The organism is Streptomyces sp. NPDC055966 (assembly GCF_042269865.1).
GTDB lineage: Bacteria > Actinomycetota > Actinomycetes > Streptomycetales > Streptomycetaceae > Streptomyces.
On sequence record NZ_JBHJYK010000004.1, the window covers coordinates 394,306 to 410,497 of the forward strand.

General features: G+C 72.0%; 12 protein-coding genes and 2 pseudogenes. 7 read left to right on the forward strand and 7 right to left on the reverse strand.

Going from position 1 to position 16,192, the window contains the following annotated elements; genetic code table 11:
* Positions 1-3: 3 nt before the first annotated feature.
* The 4 genes and pseudogenes from ACFC8N_RS11545 to ACFC8N_RS11560 all read right to left on the reverse strand — a co-directional run bounded on the left by ACFC8N_RS11545 (position 4) and on the right by ACFC8N_RS11560 (position 7,886).
* Positions 4-3,030 (reverse strand): BTAD domain-containing putative transcriptional regulator, encoded by a 3,027-nt coding sequence (locus ACFC8N_RS11545; RefSeq protein ID WP_376287984.1) that lies wholly within the window; start codon positions 3,028-3,030, stop codon positions 4-6.
* Between the two features lie 98 nt (positions 3,031-3,128).
* Positions 3,129-4,947 (reverse strand): annotated as a pseudogene (locus ACFC8N_RS11550) (glycoside hydrolase family 15 protein).
* 202 nt (positions 4,948-5,149) lie between these two features.
* A complete protein-coding gene (locus ACFC8N_RS11555; RefSeq protein WP_356026164.1) occupies positions 5,150-5,443 on the reverse strand; it encodes a hypothetical protein in 294 nt (97 codons plus the stop codon).
* Positions 5,444-5,804: 361 nt separating this feature from the next.
* Entirely contained in the window at positions 5,805-7,886 is a 2,082-nt protein-coding gene (locus ACFC8N_RS11560) for a PQQ-binding-like beta-propeller repeat protein (RefSeq protein WP_376287985.1), read from the reverse strand.
* 111 nt (positions 7,887-7,997) lie between these two features.
* Between ACFC8N_RS11560 and ACFC8N_RS11565 the strand changes: the two genes are divergently transcribed.
* Together ACFC8N_RS11565 and ACFC8N_RS11570 are read left to right on the forward strand one after the other, a co-directional pair.
* Positions 7,998-8,126, forward strand: coding sequence for a hypothetical protein (locus tag ACFC8N_RS11565; protein WP_356026169.1), 129 nt, complete (start codon positions 7,998-8,000; stop codon positions 8,124-8,126).
* A gap of 3 nt (positions 8,127-8,129) precedes the next feature.
* Positions 8,130-8,312 (forward strand): hypothetical protein, encoded by a 183-nt coding sequence (locus tag ACFC8N_RS11570; protein ID WP_376288045.1) that lies wholly within the window; start codon positions 8,130-8,132, stop codon positions 8,310-8,312.
* A gap of 50 nt (positions 8,313-8,362) precedes the next feature.
* On the opposite strand, the gene ACFC8N_RS11575 is transcribed toward ACFC8N_RS11570, so the two are convergent.
* Positions 8,363-10,333: a potassium transporter Kup gene (locus ACFC8N_RS11575; protein WP_376287986.1), complete on the reverse strand. Its 1,971-nt coding sequence runs from the start codon at positions 10,331-10,333 to the stop codon at positions 8,363-8,365.
* A gap of 173 nt (positions 10,334-10,506) precedes the next feature.
* Here ACFC8N_RS11575 and ACFC8N_RS11580 point away from each other — a divergent pair, with 173 nt between their 5' ends.
* Positions 10,507-10,869, forward strand: coding sequence for a DUF1304 domain-containing protein (locus ACFC8N_RS11580; RefSeq protein WP_362822560.1), 363 nt, complete (start codon positions 10,507-10,509; stop codon positions 10,867-10,869).
* A gap of 300 nt (positions 10,870-11,169) precedes the next feature.
* On the opposite strand, the gene ACFC8N_RS11585 is transcribed toward ACFC8N_RS11580, so the two are convergent.
* Positions 11,170-12,531, reverse strand: coding sequence for a peptidase S8 (locus tag ACFC8N_RS11585; protein ID WP_376287987.1), 1,362 nt, complete (start codon positions 12,529-12,531; stop codon positions 11,170-11,172).
* A 488-nt stretch (positions 12,532-13,019) separates the two neighbouring features.
* Here ACFC8N_RS11585 and ACFC8N_RS11590 point away from each other — a divergent pair, with 488 nt between their 5' ends.
* On the forward strand, positions 13,020-13,550 hold the full coding sequence (locus ACFC8N_RS11590; protein WP_376287988.1) for a hypothetical protein: 531 nt from the start codon (positions 13,020-13,022) through the stop codon (positions 13,548-13,550).
* An 86-nt stretch (positions 13,551-13,636) separates the two neighbouring features.
* On the opposite strand, the gene ACFC8N_RS11595 is transcribed toward ACFC8N_RS11590, so the two are convergent.
* Positions 13,637-13,768, reverse strand: coding sequence for an AbfB domain-containing protein (locus ACFC8N_RS11595; RefSeq protein ID WP_376288041.1), 132 nt, complete (start codon positions 13,766-13,768; stop codon positions 13,637-13,639).
* A gap of 651 nt (positions 13,769-14,419) precedes the next feature.
* On the opposite strand from ACFC8N_RS11595, the pseudogene ACFC8N_RS11600 reads away from it, so the two are divergent.
* From ACFC8N_RS11600 to ACFC8N_RS11610, 3 genes and pseudogenes are all read left to right on the forward strand, one after another.
* Positions 14,420-14,637, forward strand: a pseudogene (locus ACFC8N_RS11600) (hypothetical protein); the annotation flags it as partial.
* 138 nt (positions 14,638-14,775) lie between these two features.
* Complete coding sequence (locus ACFC8N_RS11605; protein ID WP_376287989.1) at positions 14,776-15,306, forward strand: SigE family RNA polymerase sigma factor; 531 nt, start codon at positions 14,776-14,778, stop codon at positions 15,304-15,306.
* On the forward strand, positions 15,303-16,088 hold the full coding sequence (locus ACFC8N_RS11610; RefSeq protein ID WP_376287990.1) for a hypothetical protein: 786 nt from the start codon (positions 15,303-15,305) through the stop codon (positions 16,086-16,088). Before ACFC8N_RS11605 ends, ACFC8N_RS11610 begins: the two co-directional genes overlap by 4 nt.
* The last annotated feature ends 104 nt before the right edge of the window (positions 16,089-16,192 follow it).

Consider the following 16,192-nt stretch of genomic DNA (forward strand, 5'->3'; position numbering starts at 1 on the left):
CCGCTACGGCTCGTCCGCGTCCGGCCGCCGGTGTGCGCGTCGGCGGCGGCCGAGGTCGTCCAGCACCCGGGAGATGCGCGCACGGTTGGCGTCGGTGGCGGGCAGGGCGGTGCCCCGCTCGAAGAAGTCGCGCGCCCCGGTCAGGTCCTCCGCCACGGCGCCCGGCCGGATCAGCCGATGGCGTATCGCGATCTCCGGCGCGCTGCCGGTCTGCTCGTCCAGCAACTCCTGTGACCGGCGGCGGAGTTCGGCCGCCGCCCGCAGGTTGCCCAGGTCGGCCTCCGCCGCGGACAGCCGGCCGAGGACGGCGGAGTGCAGGGGAACGTCCCCGAGACGCCTCGCCAGGTCCTCGGCCTTGCCGAGCGTGCCCACGGCCTCGGCCGGCCGCCCGAGGTCGAGCTGGAGACCACCGAGGCGGAGCAGCGTCTTGCCGAGGAGCCGGGGACTGCCCGCCCGCTCGGCAAGGGCGATCGCCTCCAGGTAGCGGTCGTACGCCTTGTCGTACTCGCCGAGTTGGTGGTGCACATCGCCGGCGCGCGTCATGACCGAGCCCATGAGCCAGTCGTCGTGCGTCAACTCTCCTACGAGACCCAGGACTTCGGCGAAATGGGCCATGGACTCGGCGATCCGCCCCTCCAGGTTGGCGAAGGTGCCCAGACCGGCCGCGGCCTTGGCCTGCTCATGCCGGTCACCGGCCCGGCGGCTGATGTCCAGCGCCTCCGTGAACCAGGTGCGGGCCTGCCCGTAACGGCCCTGGAGCCCGAACAGGATGCCCAGGCCGGTGCGCAGCGCGGAGTCCATCCGCCGGTCGCCGGCCCGGCCGACCAGCGGCAGCAGTGTCTCCAGCGCGGTGCGGCACTCGTGGAACCGGCCCTGCCGGGTGAGGTAGTCGACCAGGCCCTCGGCGATCCAGCAGGCCTCGTCCAGCCGGCCCGCGGCCGCCGCCCGGCCGATCACGTCGACCAGTTCACCGCCCGCCTCGTCCAGCCAGGCCGCGGCCTCCTCCCAGTCCGCGAAGGGGCCGATGCCCCGCGGGCCGGTCGGGAAGGACGTGGTGCCCCAGTCACCGGCACAGCGGGCGGCGACCACGTACAGCCGGAACACACCCTCCTGGGCCGTCGCGACCTCGTCGGGCGACGCGGCGGCGACGCGCCGGGCATAGACCGCCACCAGATCGTGCAGCCGGTAGCGGTCGGCGGTCACCCGCTGCACCAGACTCGCGTCGGCCAGGCTCTCCAGGGCGCGTGCCGCGTCGGGGGGCGGGCAGCCGAGCAGGGCCGCCAGCGTCAGCCGGTCCAGCCGTACGGTGGGCGACAGGCCCAGGGCGCGGAAGGCGCGCTGCTCGGCGGCCGGCAGCCGGTCGTAGGAGATCCGGAACGCGGCCTCGACGCTGCGGTCCTCCACCGCCAGCTCGTCGAGCCGGTACTCGTCGTCGGTCAGCCGCGCCACCAGGGCTGCCACCGCCCACGACGGGCGGTCCTGGACGCGCGCCCCGACGATCCGCAACGCCAGCGGAAGCCGGCCGCACAGCACGGCCAGTTCCCGGACGGATCGGTCCTCGCCCGGCCCGTCGGCGTCCTCGCCGCCGCCGACGATACGGGTCAGCAGCCTCGCGGCCTCGTCGATGCCGAGCGGGGACAGCGAGACCCTGCGGTCCGCGTCCAGCCCGGTCAGGCGCCGGCGGCTGGTCACGATCACCATGCTGCCGGCACCGGCGGGGATCAGCGGGCGCACCTGCTCGGCGCGCGAGGCGTCGTCGAGCACGAGGAGCAGCCGGAGGGAGGCGGTCGCCGCCCGCCAGGACGCGGCCAGCTCGTCCAGGTCCTCGGAGTCCTCCCCCTCGCCGGCCCCCACCGCCCGCAGCAGCCGGCGCAGTACGCGCTGCCGCCCCGCCGTCTCACGGTCCGCGCGATGCCCGTGCAGCTCGATGAACAGGCAGCCGTCGGGGTACCGGTCCCGCAGCGCCCGCGCCGCGCGCACCACCAGGGCGGTCTTCCCGACCCCGGCCATGCCGTCGACCGCCCGGACGGTGACCGCCCGCGCGTCGGCGGGCGCGACGAGCAGCCGCTGCTCCCGGTCCCGGCCCGTGAAGCTGCCTGTCTCGACGGGCAGTTCATGGCGTATCCGGCGGGTGGCGGCAGCGGGTTCGGGACGCCGGGGCCCGGTCGGCCGTCGCGTCGGGTGCCGCGCCGCCCGCCCCTGCCGTACGGCGTTGTCGGCGGTGTCGCCGAGCAGGAACGCGTCGTCGCCGCGGAGGACCGCCTCGTGCACCCGGCGCAGTTCGGCGCCGGGCTCCACCCCCTGCTCGTCCACCAGCCGGCGGCGTACCGCGGCGTAGACGTCCAGCGCGTCGGCCTGCCGGTTGGCGGCGTGCAGGGCGCGCATGAGCAGGGCGGCCAGCGCCTCGTTGTGGGGGTGGGCCGTCGTCAGGGAGAACAGTTCTCCCACGGCCTCGGCGTGCCGTCCCGACCGGAGCCGGCAGTCCACCTTGTCCTGCGTCAGCAGGAGCCGCTGCTCCGCCAGCCGCAGCCGCTCCCCTTCCGCGAAGGGCCCGGGAATCCCGGCCAGGGGCTCGCCGCGGAACAGGGCCAGCGCCCGGGACCACGTGTCCGCCGCGGCGTCCAGGTCCCCCGAGTCCCGCGCCGCACGCCCCTCGGCGGCGAGCTCCGCCCACCGCGCCTCGTCCACACCCGCGGTCCCCGGGGCGAAGCGGTAGCCGCCGCGAACGGTGTCGATCACGGAGGTCGCCGAGCCCTCTCCAGGAGCGTCCAGGCGCCGCCGTAACCGGTGCACATAGACCGGGATCACCCGGTCGCCCGTGCCGGGGGGCTCCGCACCCCACACCCCGTCGAGCAGCTGCCGCCGGCCGACCGTCCTGCCCGGTCGCAGCAACAGGGCCACGAGCAGGGCCTGTTCACGAACCGGCCCGAGCTCCAGACCCGCCTCGCCACGCCAGGCCTGGAGCGGCCCGAGCAGAGCGAATCGAAGTTGCTGATTTGCGTTCGTGGACAACTCGCGCGGAATCGGCACGCGGGGAGCCTATCCAGCCCCGGCCCACCCCACGGCGGCCCCCACAAGACCTGCCCCTCTCGCGTACGACGGCACCACACCACCCCTGCGCAAGGTTCTCAGGCGCGCTGCTGGTCGAGGGCGTCGTCCAGGGTGGTGGCGGCCATGATCAGCGACAGATGCGTGAAAGCCTGCGGGAAGTTGCCCAACTGCTCGCCGCTGGGGCCGATCTCCTCGGCGAACAGGCCGACGTGGTTGGCGTAGGTCTGCATCTTCTCGAACGCGTAGCGCGCCGGACGGATCCGGCCGGCGCGGGCGAGGGCGTCCACGTAGAGGAAGGTGCAGAGGCTGAAGGTGCCTTCGGAGCCCCGCAGTCCGTCCGGCGAGGCCGCTGGGTCGTAGCGGTAGACGAGGCTGTTCCGACACCAGCGTGCGCTCCATCGCGTCCAGGGTCGACAGCCAGCTCACCGTCCTCGGCGCCAGGAACCCGACGCGCGGAATGAGCAGCAGCGAGGCGTCGAGGACGTCGCTGCCGTAGTGCTGGACGAGGGCCTGCTCCTGCTCGTTCCAGCCCCGCTCCATCACCTGTTCGAGGATCGCGTCGCGCGCCGCGGTCCACCGGGGAGCGTCCGCCGGACGGCTGTGCTCCCACGCCAGACGCAGCCCCCGGTCGAAGGCCACCCACGCCATCACCCGGCTGAAGGTGAAGTCCCGGCGCCCGCCGCGCGTCTCCCAGATGCCCTCGTCGGGGCGGTCCCAGGAGTCGGCGAGCCAGTCCAGCGTGCGCGCGACGTTCTTCCAGCCGTGGTAGCTGCCTCCCGCCGTCACCTCGCTCCCCTCCGACAGGGCGTAGAGCGCCTCCCCGTAGATGTCCAGCTGCAACTGGCCGGCCGCCGCGTTCCCCAGCCGTACCGGATACGAGCCCCGGTAGCCCTCGAAGTGCGAGAGCACCTCTTCCGGCACCTCGGGGTCGCCGTCGACGCGGTACATGATCTGCAACGGCTCGCCGCCGGCGCCCTCCCGGGCCTGGAGGCGGTCCCCCAGCCAGCGCGTGAACCGCGCCGCCTCCTCGGCGAACCCCAGGTCGAGCAGGGCACGCACGGACAGGGAGCCGTCGCGGACCCAGGTGTAGCGGTAGTCCCAGTTGCGTTCACCCCCGATCTGCTCGGGCAGCCCCATGGTCGCGGCGGCGACGGGCGCACCGGTGGGCGCGTAGGTGAGCAGCTTGAGCGTGATGGCCGAGCGGTGCACCACCCCCGGCCACCGGCCGTGGTACCGGGAGGAGCGCACCCAGTCCTGCCAGAAGTCCACCACCTCCCAGAACCGCTCCATCGCCCGCTCCGCGGTGACCGGCGGCGGGGGATCGCCACCGGGCCCGCCGACGGTGAACACCGCCGCGGCCACCTCGTCCGTCCGCAGGGTCACCTCGCCCCGCACGTCCGTGCCGTCCTGTCGCAGGGGGAAGGTGCTCTGCAACCAGGCGGCGGCGCCGGGTGCCCGGAAGGTGGCGGTACCGTCCCGCAGGTCGAGGCGGTGGGCGGCCCTGCCGTAGTCGAAGCGCGGACGGCACTCCAGAGTGAAGCGCACCGTGCCGCGGACCGCCCGCACGCCGCGTATCAGAACATGCCGGTCGGTGGGGGTTCCGGTGCGGTCCGGCGGCATGCAGTCGAAGACCTCGCCGACTCCGTCGGGCGACATGAACCGTGTCACCAGGACCGCGGTGTCGGGGTAGTAGAGCTGCTTGCAGGTGGTGTTCCGGCTCTCCGGGGCGAACAGGAAGGAGCCGCCGCGGTCGTGGTCGAGCAGGGAGGCGAAGACGCTGGGCGAGTCGAACCGGGGAGCCGTGAACCAGTCGACGACCCCCTGGGACGACACCAGGGCGGCGGTCTGGAGGTCACCGACGAGGCCGTGATCGGCGATGGGCGGGTAACGGTCCATGATCACCCCGATTTCCTGACGCCCCTGACGCCCCTGCCCCCTTTGATGCCCTGAGGCTCCCGATTCCACTGTCCGCCCTGTGGGACGAACCCGCCACGGCATGCGGGACGGGGCGCGCGAGCGCCGCACGGTGCGGAACACGGCCGGAGGGCCGAGGACCGCGTGGAACGGTCTTCGGCCCTCGGCCCTCCGGCGGGGCGGGCTAGCGGCGGCCGCGGTAGCGCTCGTGACCCCGGTACCGGTCGTCGTACCGGCCGTGGTCCCGGTGCCAGCCCCGGTCCCGGTCACGGCCCCGGTCCCAGCCGTGGCCCCGGCCCCGGTCGCCGAATCGGCCGTCGTGGTCGCGGTCGCCCCTGCGACTGTGCGAGTAGTTCCTTCCGTGGTCGCGGTCATGACCGCCCCCGGCGGCCAGGGCCGGCATGGCGGCCGCGCCGATGAGGGCGCCCGAGGCCAGACAGGTGGCGATCAGGCGGATCGTCGTACGAGAAACAGACATGAAGCTGTCACCTCACGTTCGTGCATACCGGCCCCTGGCCGGGGCCGGGCGTGCCATCCGAGATTCCCGGCTCTGTGCCGAGGCCCCACACTGTGGCCCGCCGGCACGGGACCGGATCGACGAAAGGATGTGCGTTACAAAGAACGGATATATCCGTGACTGTCCCTTGTAGGGGCCATCCGTCGCGTTCTCGGTGGCGCCGCCGCCCCGCCTCCTCCGAAAGGCCCAATTGCCTCAGTAACGAGGGGAGACCCCCGTTCGGGCAGGTTGATCACGCAGTGGGAGGCGGCGTACCTCTGGCGGAGGGTGTCACGTCGAGGCCGTGCCCCCATCCGCGACGTGATCGGGGACCGTGTCCGGGTCAGGTGGGCCCGTGCGGGCTTCGGGAGAAGGCCGTGTCGCCGGCCGTCGCCACGATCGCGTCCTCGACGAGCAGTACGCGCGGCGGATAGTCCTGCGCTTTGTCCCCGGGGTCGTCCAGCGCGGACGTGCGCCAGACCTCCGCTCCGGTGCGGCTGTCCAGCGCCAGCAGACGGCCGAAGCGGTTGGAGAAATACACCCGCCCGTACGTCGCTGACACCGCGGGCGCGGACAGACTCTCCACGTCCGTCACCTTCTGCCACAGCTGTCTGCCGCTGTCCGCCGACACCGCGGTGACCGACCCGTCGGACCGGACGAAGTAGACGACGCCGTCCACAAGGGTGGCCGCGCCGGTCAGCGGACGTGCCAGCGGTATCCGTCTGACCTGCCCGGTCGAGGTCACCCGCAGCAGCGCGTTGTACGGCCGTTCGTACCCGGCTTCGTACACGTCCTTCGCGGTCTGGGGGGCGAGGAACAGGGGTTGCCCGCCGACAGCGCCGAGCGCCTGCGCCTTCGTGGGCAGTGTGGCGGTTCCGGTCAGGCTGCCGGGTCCGGGCTTCATCAGCTCGACCGGGGCCCGGCCGGGCTCGGTGCCCTTCGAGCACAGGGCACGGGGGACGCCTCCCAGCGCCGACGGAGTGCAGTACTCGGCCGGCGAGGGCGCCCGCCACAGTTCCTTGCCGGAAGGCCCGTAGGCCACGAACGACGCGTGGTCGGGAGACAGGGTCAGCAACCCGCCGTCGTACAGGACCGCGTCCTCGGCCTTGTCGATGTCGCGTTGCCACCGCCGGTGCCCGGTGGCGGCGTCGAGGGCCACCACGCGCCGGGTCCTGTCGTCCGGATCCTCGTACACATAGACCAGCCCGTCGCGAACGCCGATCGGCTGCACCCCCTGAGGGCGGGTGCCGGTCCGCCACAGGGTGCGGCCGGAGGCCGCGTCGATCCTGGCGACCGTGAAGCCCGTACCGCCGCAGAACAGGGCGCTTCCCGCCGCCACGCATCCCGGGCTGTCGTAGTCGAGAGGGACACCCTTCACGTCGTACCGCAGCTCCGTGCGCCACGGCCGCCAGCCGTCGGGCAGTGACGCGGCACGGGCGGTGGCCGTGGCGGCGGCCCGGGAGACGGCGGTGGTGTCCGGACCGGACACGAAGACCCCCACCCCGACACACAGCCCCGTGACGGCCAGCGCCGCGCCGAGGCCGGTGAGCAGCAACCGTGCCCGGCGGCGGCGGGGCCGCGCGGACCGCCCGGTCCTCGGGGACGCGGTGACGTCGGACTCCGGCAGCGCCTGGAGCATGCGGTGTATGTCCGTCAGTTCCGGCCGGGCGGCCGGGTCCTTGTCCAGGCAGCGCTCGACGATGCTCAGGAGCGCTTCGGGCACCCCGTCGAGGTCCGGGGTCCCGTGCACCACCTGATAGCCGGTGATGTACGGGCTGTCGCTGTCGAACGGCCCCGTGCCGACGGCCGCGAACACCAGCAGCGACCCCAGCGAGAACACGTCCGAGGCCGGGGTGACGTCTCGGGGAGCGGACAGTTGTTCCGGCGACATGAAGGGCGGAGTGCCGATCATCCGGCCGGTCGTGGTGAGGCTCTGGTTGTCGGAGGCGCGCGATATGCCGAAGTCGATGACGCGCGGCCCGTCCTCGGTCATCAGGACGTTGCGCGGTTTGAGGTCCCGGTGCACCAGGCCCGCCCGGTGGATGTCGCGCAGCGCCTCGGTGAGCCCCAGCCCCAGCGCGCGCAGTTCCCGCTGGCTCAACGGGCCGTCCTGCTCCACGACTTCGGCGAGGTTGAGCCCCGGGACGTAGAGCGTCGCCATCCATGGCCGGTCGGCGTCCGGGTCGGCGTCCACGACAGGCGCGGTGAAGGCGCCGCTCACTCTGCGCGCTGCCGCGACCTCCTGCCGAAAGCGCGTCCGGAACTCCTCTTCCTGGGCATACGGCCCGTGCGCGAGCTTGACCGCGACCTGCCGTCCCGAGGCGGAGACTCCCAGATAGACGACTCCCATACCGCCCGCCCCGAGCCGGCCGAGAAGGGTGTACCCGCCTATGGACTCCGGGTCCCCGGTGCTCAGGGGCGTCATCGCCGATCGTCCTTCCCAGCGCCTGCCTGCCTCACGGGGATCAGAGTAGGTCCTGCCGCCCCGGAAACGGAGCCGCTCAAAACCCGCGTGGTGTCGGACACTTCGCCGGACATGACATCCGTCCTCGCTCGACTCCGCGTCCACGGCCCGCACTTCGGGCGCGTCTCGGCGTACCTGGAGGCGGCGGCCAAGCGGGCTCCGCTCACCGGCGGGACCTCGGATGCCGGGGCGGCCGTATGAGCGGTGCCCTGGTCCTGGACACTGCGAGCAGCGGGGCTGCATGGTCACAAGCACGCCATCGACGCCATGCTGTGCGCGACCGCGCTCCAGTACCCCGGCCGGGTGACGATCCTGACCTCCGACGTCGAGGACATCGGACTGCTCACCGCCAGGCAGCCGCGTCGGCCGAGGCCGCCCAGACGGTGATGGTGGAAGTCCGAGCGGAGTCGGGCATCTGTCCTCGGTGACCCACGCGTCTACACCTCGACGTGGGAGCCCATGATGACGGTGCGGTCGCGGGGCAGGCCGAAGTACTCGGCGGCGTCGGCGGTGATGTAGGAGGTGGCGATGAACAGCCGCTTGCGCCAGGGCGCCATCGTCGGTGACGTGCCGCGCCGGAGCTCGATCTTCGACAGGAAGTAGGACGCCTGGTCGAGGTCCAGCGGCCCCTCGGTCTGTGCCGGGGTGAGCACGGCCAGGGTGCCGGGCACGTCCGGTGTCTCCATGTAGCCGAACCTTGCGGTGACGTGGATGATCCCGTCGTCGGTGTAGCCGAGGTCGTCGACGACGATCCGCTGGTCGGCCGGTACGCGGGGCATGGGTTCGGTCGCCAGGGAGAGGATGACGACCTGGTCGTGACGCACGTGGTTGTGCTCGACGTTGGCCCGCATGGCCAGGGGCGCGGTCTGCTTGCCCCGGTTGAGGAAAACGGCCGTGCCCGGGATCCGGAGCGTCGACAGCTTCCCTGAGCGGAGGTCTTCGATGAACTCGGGCAGCGGACCTTCGAGCCGCGCCCGTTCGGCGGTGACGACCTCGCGTCCGCGTTGCCAGGTCGTCATGACGGTGAACGCGGTGACGCCGATCAGCAGCGGCAGCCACGCGCCGTGGACGAACTTGGTCAGGTTGGCCGCCACGAACAGCAGGTCCACAAAGAGCAGTACGGCCGCGCCGATGGCGACCAGCCACTTGGGCGTGCCCCATTTCGCGCGGGCGACGTAGAAGAACAGCAGGGTGGTGATGGTGATGGTGCCGGTGACCGCCATGCCGAACGCGAAGGCCAGCGCCGCGGAGCTGCGGAAGGCGAAGACCAGGGTGAGGACCGCGACCATCAGCAGCCAGTTGATCCAGGGGACGTAGATCTGGCCGATGGTGGATTCGGAGGTGTGCGCGATCCGCAGCCTCGGCAGGTAACCCAGCTGGGCTGCCTGGGAGGTCACCGAGTACGCGCCGGTGATCACTGCCTGGGAGGCGATCACGGTGGCCGCCGTGGCCAGCACGACCATCGGCAGGCGTCCCCAGTCCGGTGCGAGCAGGAAGAAGGGGCTGCTGATGTTGTGCGGACCGGCGAGGATCAGCGCGCCCTGGCCGAAGTAGCTCAGGATGCAGGCGGGGAAGACGAGGAACAGCCAGGCGCGGGTGATCGCCCGGCGGCCGAAGTGCCCCATGTCGGCGTACAGCGCCTCGGCGCCGGTGACCGCCAGCACAACCGCGGCCAGAGCGAAGAAGGCCGTGCCGAAATGGCCGAACAGGAAGCCCAGGGCGTAGGTCGGCGACAGCGCCCTGAGGATGGCCGGATGGTCGGCGATGCCGGCGACACCGCAGGCGCCGATGGCCGCGAACCAGGCGATCATGACCGGTCCGAAGACCCGGCCCACCGCCGCGGTTCCCCTGCGCTGCACGAGGAACAGCAGCACGATGATCACCGCGGTGATGGGTACGACCGCGCCTTCCAGCGACGGCTGGACGACCTTGAGCCCTTCGACCGCGGACAGGACCGAGATCGCCGGGGTGATCATGCTGTCGCCGAAGAACAGCGACGCGCCGAAGATGCCCAGCGCTGCCAGTACGGCGGCGGTGCGTCCGGCCCGCCGTGAGCTCCATCGCCGTACCAGGGTGATCAGCGCCATGATGCCGCCCTCGCCGTCGTTGTCGGCGCGCATCGCCAGCAGCACATAGGTGACCAGGACGATGACCACCACCGACCAGAACACCAGGGACACCACCCCGTAGACGTTCTGAGTGGTGACCGGGACGGGGTGCGGGTCGCCCGGGTCGAACACGGTCTGCAGGGTGTAGATCGGGCTGGTCCCGATGTCACCGAAGACCACGCCGAGAGCACCGATCACGAGGGCCAGGCGCACCGTGCCGTGCGCGCCCGCATGATCGGTGTCCGGCGTCCGCGATGGGGATCCGTCCTCGGGCGCGGTCCCCTGCCGGTGATCGGCCATGGTGAATCCTCCTCGTTGCAGGCCGCTGTACTGAAGGCCCTGTGCGTCGGGGCGGACGATACCGATCATCAGCGCGAATACCGGTAGGCGGAGGGCGGCGTGGTCTCAACGGGGGAGGCCAACGGCAGCCGCACCTGCACGATGACCGGGAGCGTCGTGTGAACCTGTTCCTCATGTCAATCATTGCAACCGCCGTGGTACTGCTCATCGCCGCTCTGCACGTCTGCATCCTGGTCCTGGAGATGTTCCTGTGGACCGGCCCCAGGGCTCGGGCAGCCTTCGGGACCAGTGCCGAGTTCGCCTCCGGGACGAAGGCACTCGCGGCCAATCAAGGGCTGTACAACGGCTTCCTCGCCGCCGGTCTGGTGTGGGGTGCGGTGGCATCCGATCCGGTGGGTTTCCAGGTGAAGGTGTTCTTCCTGGTGTGCGTGGCCGTGGCCGGCGCGTACGGTGGCGCCACGGCCAGCCGAAAGATCGTCTTCGTGCAGACTGTTCCCGCGCTGATCGGACTGGCGCTGGTGCTGGCCGCCCGCTGAGTGTCGCCGGCAAGTCGAACGGGGCCGACGGAACTGTCAGTGGTGGGAAGTCCTGCTGCGGCGTACGCGACGTACCAGCACGCAGCCGGCGGCGATGGCCAGCAGGGCGCCGGCGGTGGCGATCAGCGTTCCTCAACCCGAGCCGAACCGAAGCAGTACAGGGAAAACGGGCCGCGGCCGGCTGCCGTGGCCCGTTTTCCTTCTCCGTGCCGCCGAGGAGACCCCACGTCCCCCTCACGCCGGCGGCTCCCCGTGACCCGACGGGGCGGTCCTTGCATGCGTGATGTGTGCTGGTGTCACTCAGCTTGCGCTGAAGGCGGACGTGCCTTCCGGGGTGCCCCAGCCGGTCGGGCCGTCGTAGCCGGGCCCTGCGGTGCAGAAGTACGACGTGGAGCAGGAGCCGTTGCTGCCGCTGGTCACGTCGTTGAGGGCGGCGGTGCCGGCCTTGGCGTACGGGTACTGCGCCGGGTAGTCGCTGCTGCCCGGGGTGCCGGCCAGCGCGTAGACGGAAGCGATGATCGGCGAGGAGGCGCTGGTGCCGCCGTAGGTGTTCCAGCCGCTTGCCTGGTAGGTGTCGTAGACCGAGACGCCTGTGGCGGGGTCGGCGACGGCGGACACGTCGGCGATCATGCGGGTGGAGCAGCCGCTGTCGGTCTGCCAGCTGGGCTTGGGGTCGTTGGCGGAGCAGCCGGAGCCGGTGCCCTCGGTGCTGGAGGTGTGCCAGACGGACTCGGTCCAGCCGCGGCTGTTGGAGGCGGTCTTGAGGGCGGTGCCGCCGACGGCGGTCACGTACTGGGAGGCGGCCGGGTACTCGGCGCCGTAGGCGCTGTCACCCGCGCTGGCGGTGATGGCGACGCCCGGGTGGTTGTAGTACTCGGAGTCGTACGTCGTGTCGGAGGAGGACTCCGAGCCGCCGTAGCTGTTGGAGACGAACTTCGCGCCGAGGGAGACGGCCTCGTTCACCGCGGTGCCGAGGTCGGCTTCGGACGCCGACTTGGCCTCGACGAGGAGGATGTTGCAGTTCGGGCAGACCGCGCTGACCATGTCGAGGTCGAGGGACTCCTCACCGGCCCAGCCGCTGTCGGCGGTGGGGAGGTTGGACGACGAGCCGTCCTGGCCGACCTTGCTGAAGCAGCCGCTGTCGCTGGTGCAGGCCGGGAGGCCGTACTGCGAGCGGTAGGTCGCGAGGTCCGACTCGGCGTTCGGGTCGTCGAAGGCGTCGACGATGGCGACGGTCTCGCCCGAGCCGTTGGCGGAGGCCGCGGAGGTCAGGCCGTAGGCGGACTGGAGGTCCGACGGGCCGAATCCGGTGGGGGAATCGGAGGCGGCGTTCGGCCTGATGGTCTTGGGCGTGATGCCCTTCAGGGCGGCCTGCTTCTCCATGAAGGCGGTGGTGCCGCCGGTGACGCGCAGGGCGTTGCAGGCGGCGTAGCCCTTCTTCGGGGTGGCGCCGCATGCCCGTGTGTACTGCACGTGGGCCTTGGCGACCTGGGCGGCGATCGCCTTGGAGCTCACCTTGTGGCTCGTGGTGGCGGTGGCCGCGCTTGCGTGGCCGGCGGTGCCGAGTCCGGCGATGACGAGCGCGGCGGTGGCCGCTGCCGCCGAGGCCACGCGGCGCCATCTGCCGCGTATGTGGGGGGAGCTGGGGGTGGTCGTACGCAAGGTACAGCCTCCTGGAAGTGGTGGACAGAGGCCTGCGGGTGTGGGGGTCCACCGATGGGGTGACCGGTGGGGGCGGCGGCCCGCGACGACCATCGCTTTGTTGAGTACGCAACAACAAGAAGCCTTGCGGAATCCTGACCGCCGCATTGCTCAAGGGGGTTGGGCGCTTACTGGTCAATGGGTGGGGGATGGGTGTTGTCTGGCTGAAACTTGACCCTGCGCACGGCATGCGCGCGGGCCCGCGCTACGCGCGTTAACCAGCGCGCCCGAGTCCGTTTGTGTTACGGCGGGCCGAGGCGTGCCCGAGGGTGTCCGCGTGGCGAGTTCGTTTGCGTCAGCGGGGTGGACGGGTGCCCCGGGGGAGTCCCACCCCCGGGCTGCCCGACCGAATCCGCTGGTCTGGGCGGCGTCAGCGGCGGAGGATGTCCGTCATGCGATATGCAGGGTCGCCCAGCTGGCAGGTCCGAAGCGGGACCTCGCAGGAGCTCGTGATCGGGTTGTTCGTGCGGGACGCGGCTGGTCTGCGTCCGCGCGCCGGCATCGACGTGCCGCCGCTGGTGCCGGCGGTCGAGACGCGGGCGAGCCTCGTGCCTCTCGCGGTCCCGGAGGCGTCGGCGCAGTGGGCTCGATGGTGGGATCGCGCATTGACGCGGCACGAGGGGCCCGATCGCGGGTTCCCTGCGCCGGAGTCCAGGTTCGGGGACGGCGAGGAACTCGGGGTGCTGGTGCGCGAGTGCTTCGATGACGCCGTGCGGTGGAGTTCTGCCCGGGGCCGCGAGTACGCGGAGGCCATGATGCGCGGTGGTCGCCGTGGCCATGAAGGAGACCTCGTCCGTGCGGTGGAGAAGGAGTTGGGGCGCAAGGCCCGCCCGTTCGAGCTGCACGTGTTGGAGTTGCCAGTCGCCGGCGCGGTCGGCTGGTGTGTCTCGGAGAAGCGTGTGGTGGTGAGCCGGGCTCTGCGGGAGGACACGGCGGCGTACCGCCGATGGCTTACCCCGGTGATCCGCAAGCTGGCCTGAGACCCTCGGTGGTTTCTGCTTCGCCGACGCGCGGGTTGCCGGAAGACCGCGGTGCCATGGGCGGAGTATTCCGGTCCGACCTACGGTCAGGTACGGGGTGCGACGACGGCGAAGGAGCGGCTGGCCCGGTACGCGGCGCTGCTCTCGGAGGGGTCGAGCCGGAGCTCGGGGTTGTCCCGGTGACGGAGGTGGCGGCCCGGGCAGTTGTACGACTCCAGGGAGAGCGACCCGTCGGCGGAGCCGGAGCGGGCGCAGAAGGTGGCGTCCTTCCGCGGCGTCCATGAGCGAGTAGCAGCCCGGGTCGGCGAGACCGGGAACGAGCGGCGACCGGGGTGGGATGCGTGTCGTGCGTCAGGCTATGACCATCGCGGCGCTCCTCGGCTTCGCCGTCCGCCGATGGCCGATGCGGCGACCTCCCGGCCACGGCAGCCGGGCCTCCCGAAGCGGGCGAGTAGGGCCGGTACCGAGCAGGGCCGGTACCGAGTAGGAGGACGCCCGGATCCGGGCGGCCGTGGGCAGCGAGGGGAGTGACTGCACTGAAGATCCCTTTCGTGCCGTGCACCGATCGCCACGAAATCGGCGTCGGGGCGGCAACCTTCTCGGCTCCTGCGGCGACTGGGAGCCGGAAGGCCGAGTCGAACTACCGGATGGACGGGCATGAGGGCAACGAAGCACGCCGCGCCGCAACCCGCGCCGCAACGGCGGCGCAGGCGCGGACTGGTCACGGGCATTCCCTTGGGGCTGCTGGTCGTCGATGTGCCGGCGTGCCTGGCCCTGACCGTCCTCACCGGGAGCGGAACCGGTACGGGGCGGGCAACTCGACCTCAGCCGACAGGCGTTCGCCGAGCTCGCCGACCTGCCGGTGGGCCGGCCACCGGAACCCGGTGGCCGCGCTGGAGGTGCGGGCCGCCGGCGGCCGGCGGCGGCTGTCCTGCACCGAATACCACTACTTCCTGTCCGCCGATGGCACCGGCTGCGGCGGGCCGCTCAGGATCACCGACATCTACGGGAGCGGCTGACCGTCGGCGGCATCGCCGTGCGGCCGGACCGCGCGCAGCCGACCGGTGTCCAGTTCGCCCGGCATTGACCAGCCCGCCGGTCAGCCTTCACCGGCCCGCAACCGAGCACGACCGCTGTTCGAATCCCGGGCTGGGCACTGTTAGGCTGCGCCCCCATTGTTAAACGCGCAACTAACGCGCACATCATTGTCAGGAGAGGGCGGGGGATGCTCCTCGATGACGCGTCCGCGGAGTTCCACGAATTCTTCGAACGCCACTATGCCGAACTCGCCCGTCTGGCACACCTCCTGACCGGCGAGACCGACGCGGCGGACGACCTCGCGGCGGACGCCCTGGTCGCCCTGTGGCAGCGCTGGGACCGGTTGCGGCAGGCCGACCACCCGCTCGCCTACGCCCGCGGTGTGGTGGCCAACCTGGCGCGCGGACGGATCCGCAGCGCGGTGCGCGAGCGACGCCGGATCACGCTGTTCTGGTCCCGCAGCCCCGAGAAGGTGGAGGGGCCGGACATGGCGGCCGTGCTGGACGTCCGCGCGGCGCTCGCCCGGCTGCCGTTCCGCAAGCGCGCCTGTGTGGTGCTGCGGCACGCCTTCGACCTGTCGGAGAAGGACACGGCGGTGGCGCTGGGCATATCGGTCGGTACGGTGAAGAGCCAGACCTCGAAGGGAATGGCCGAGCTGGAAAGGATTCTTGGCGCGCGAGCGGTCGGGGACCTGGTGGCAGGGAGGAGGAACCGGTGAACGAGGAGATCGCCCGTCGGCTGCGCGAGGCCGCCGAGGCCCACCGGCCCGACCGTGCGAGGATGCTGGCCCAGGTTCAACGCGGCATGGCCGGTCCCGCCGTCCGTCACCGCGCGCGGCCGTTCGCGAGGTCCGGGACCAGGGTCGCGCTCGCCGGGCTCGCCGCCACCGGCATCCTGGCGACCGGCGGCCTCGCCGTCGCCGCCATCGTCGCGCACTCGTCGCCTTCGGCCACCGTGACCACGCCTGCCACCCCGTCCCCGACCGTCAGTTCCCCGCACCCGGCATCGGGCCGTCCCGCCCCTGTCGCGCCGGCCCCGGCCACCACGCCGGGCAGCGCGCGCCCGACTCCGCCGGCCACCAGCCCGTCGCCGACCGCCGGCGAGAGCCAGAACGGGCCGCTGTGGTCGGCCGGCTCGGTGGACCCGCACAGCACCGTCTACTGGACGCAGAGCAACCTCGCCCTCAAGACGACCCAGCCGCTCACCTCGCTCACGATCGAGATGCGGATCGCGCAGACCGGCGGGGTGAAGATCACCGGCACCTGGCAGACCCTGCCGAGCACTGACTTCACCGTCACCGCCCAGGAGGCCGACGGCACGCTGGTCTACCGCTGGGTCCTCAAGCCGGGCCTGACCGTGCCGGCCGGGAGCTATGAATTCGCCGCCCAGTTCAACCACGCCACCGGCGTGCGCAGTGCCGCGGGCGACGGCTACCGCGTCGACGCGCAGGGTTCGGGCGGCCCCGCGTCGGTCCGGGGAGGGTTCGTCCCGACCCGGTGAACGCCGCGGTGGGGGGGGGGGGGGGGGGCCCCCCCCCCCCCCCCCCCGGGGCGGGTAAATTTTTTCCCGAGAGCGGGGCCCAAGGATTTGGTGGGGGGCACAGG

Bases quoted from the DNA above. Each gene is read 5' to 3' on its own strand.
- ACFC8N_RS11555 (WP_356026164.1), bottom strand. From the start codon at position 5,443: ATGTCTGTTTCTCGTACGACGATCCGCCTGATCGCCACCTGTCTGGCC.
- ACFC8N_RS11560 (WP_376287985.1), bottom strand. From the start codon at position 7,886: ATGACGCCCCTGAGCACCGGGGACCCGGAGTCCATAGGCGGGTACACC.
- ACFC8N_RS11565 (WP_356026169.1), top strand. From the start codon at position 7,998: ATGACATCCGTCCTCGCTCGACTCCGCGTCCACGGCCCGCACTTCGGG.
- ACFC8N_RS11575 (WP_376287986.1), bottom strand. From the start codon at position 10,333: ATGGCCGATCACCGGCAGGGGACCGCGCCCGAGGACGGATCCCCATCG.
- ACFC8N_RS11580 (WP_362822560.1), top strand. From the start codon at position 10,507: ATGTCAATCATTGCAACCGCCGTGGTACTGCTCATCGCCGCTCTGCAC.
- ACFC8N_RS11605 (WP_376287989.1), top strand. From the start codon at position 14,776: ATGCTCCTCGATGACGCGTCCGCGGAGTTCCACGAATTCTTCGAACGC.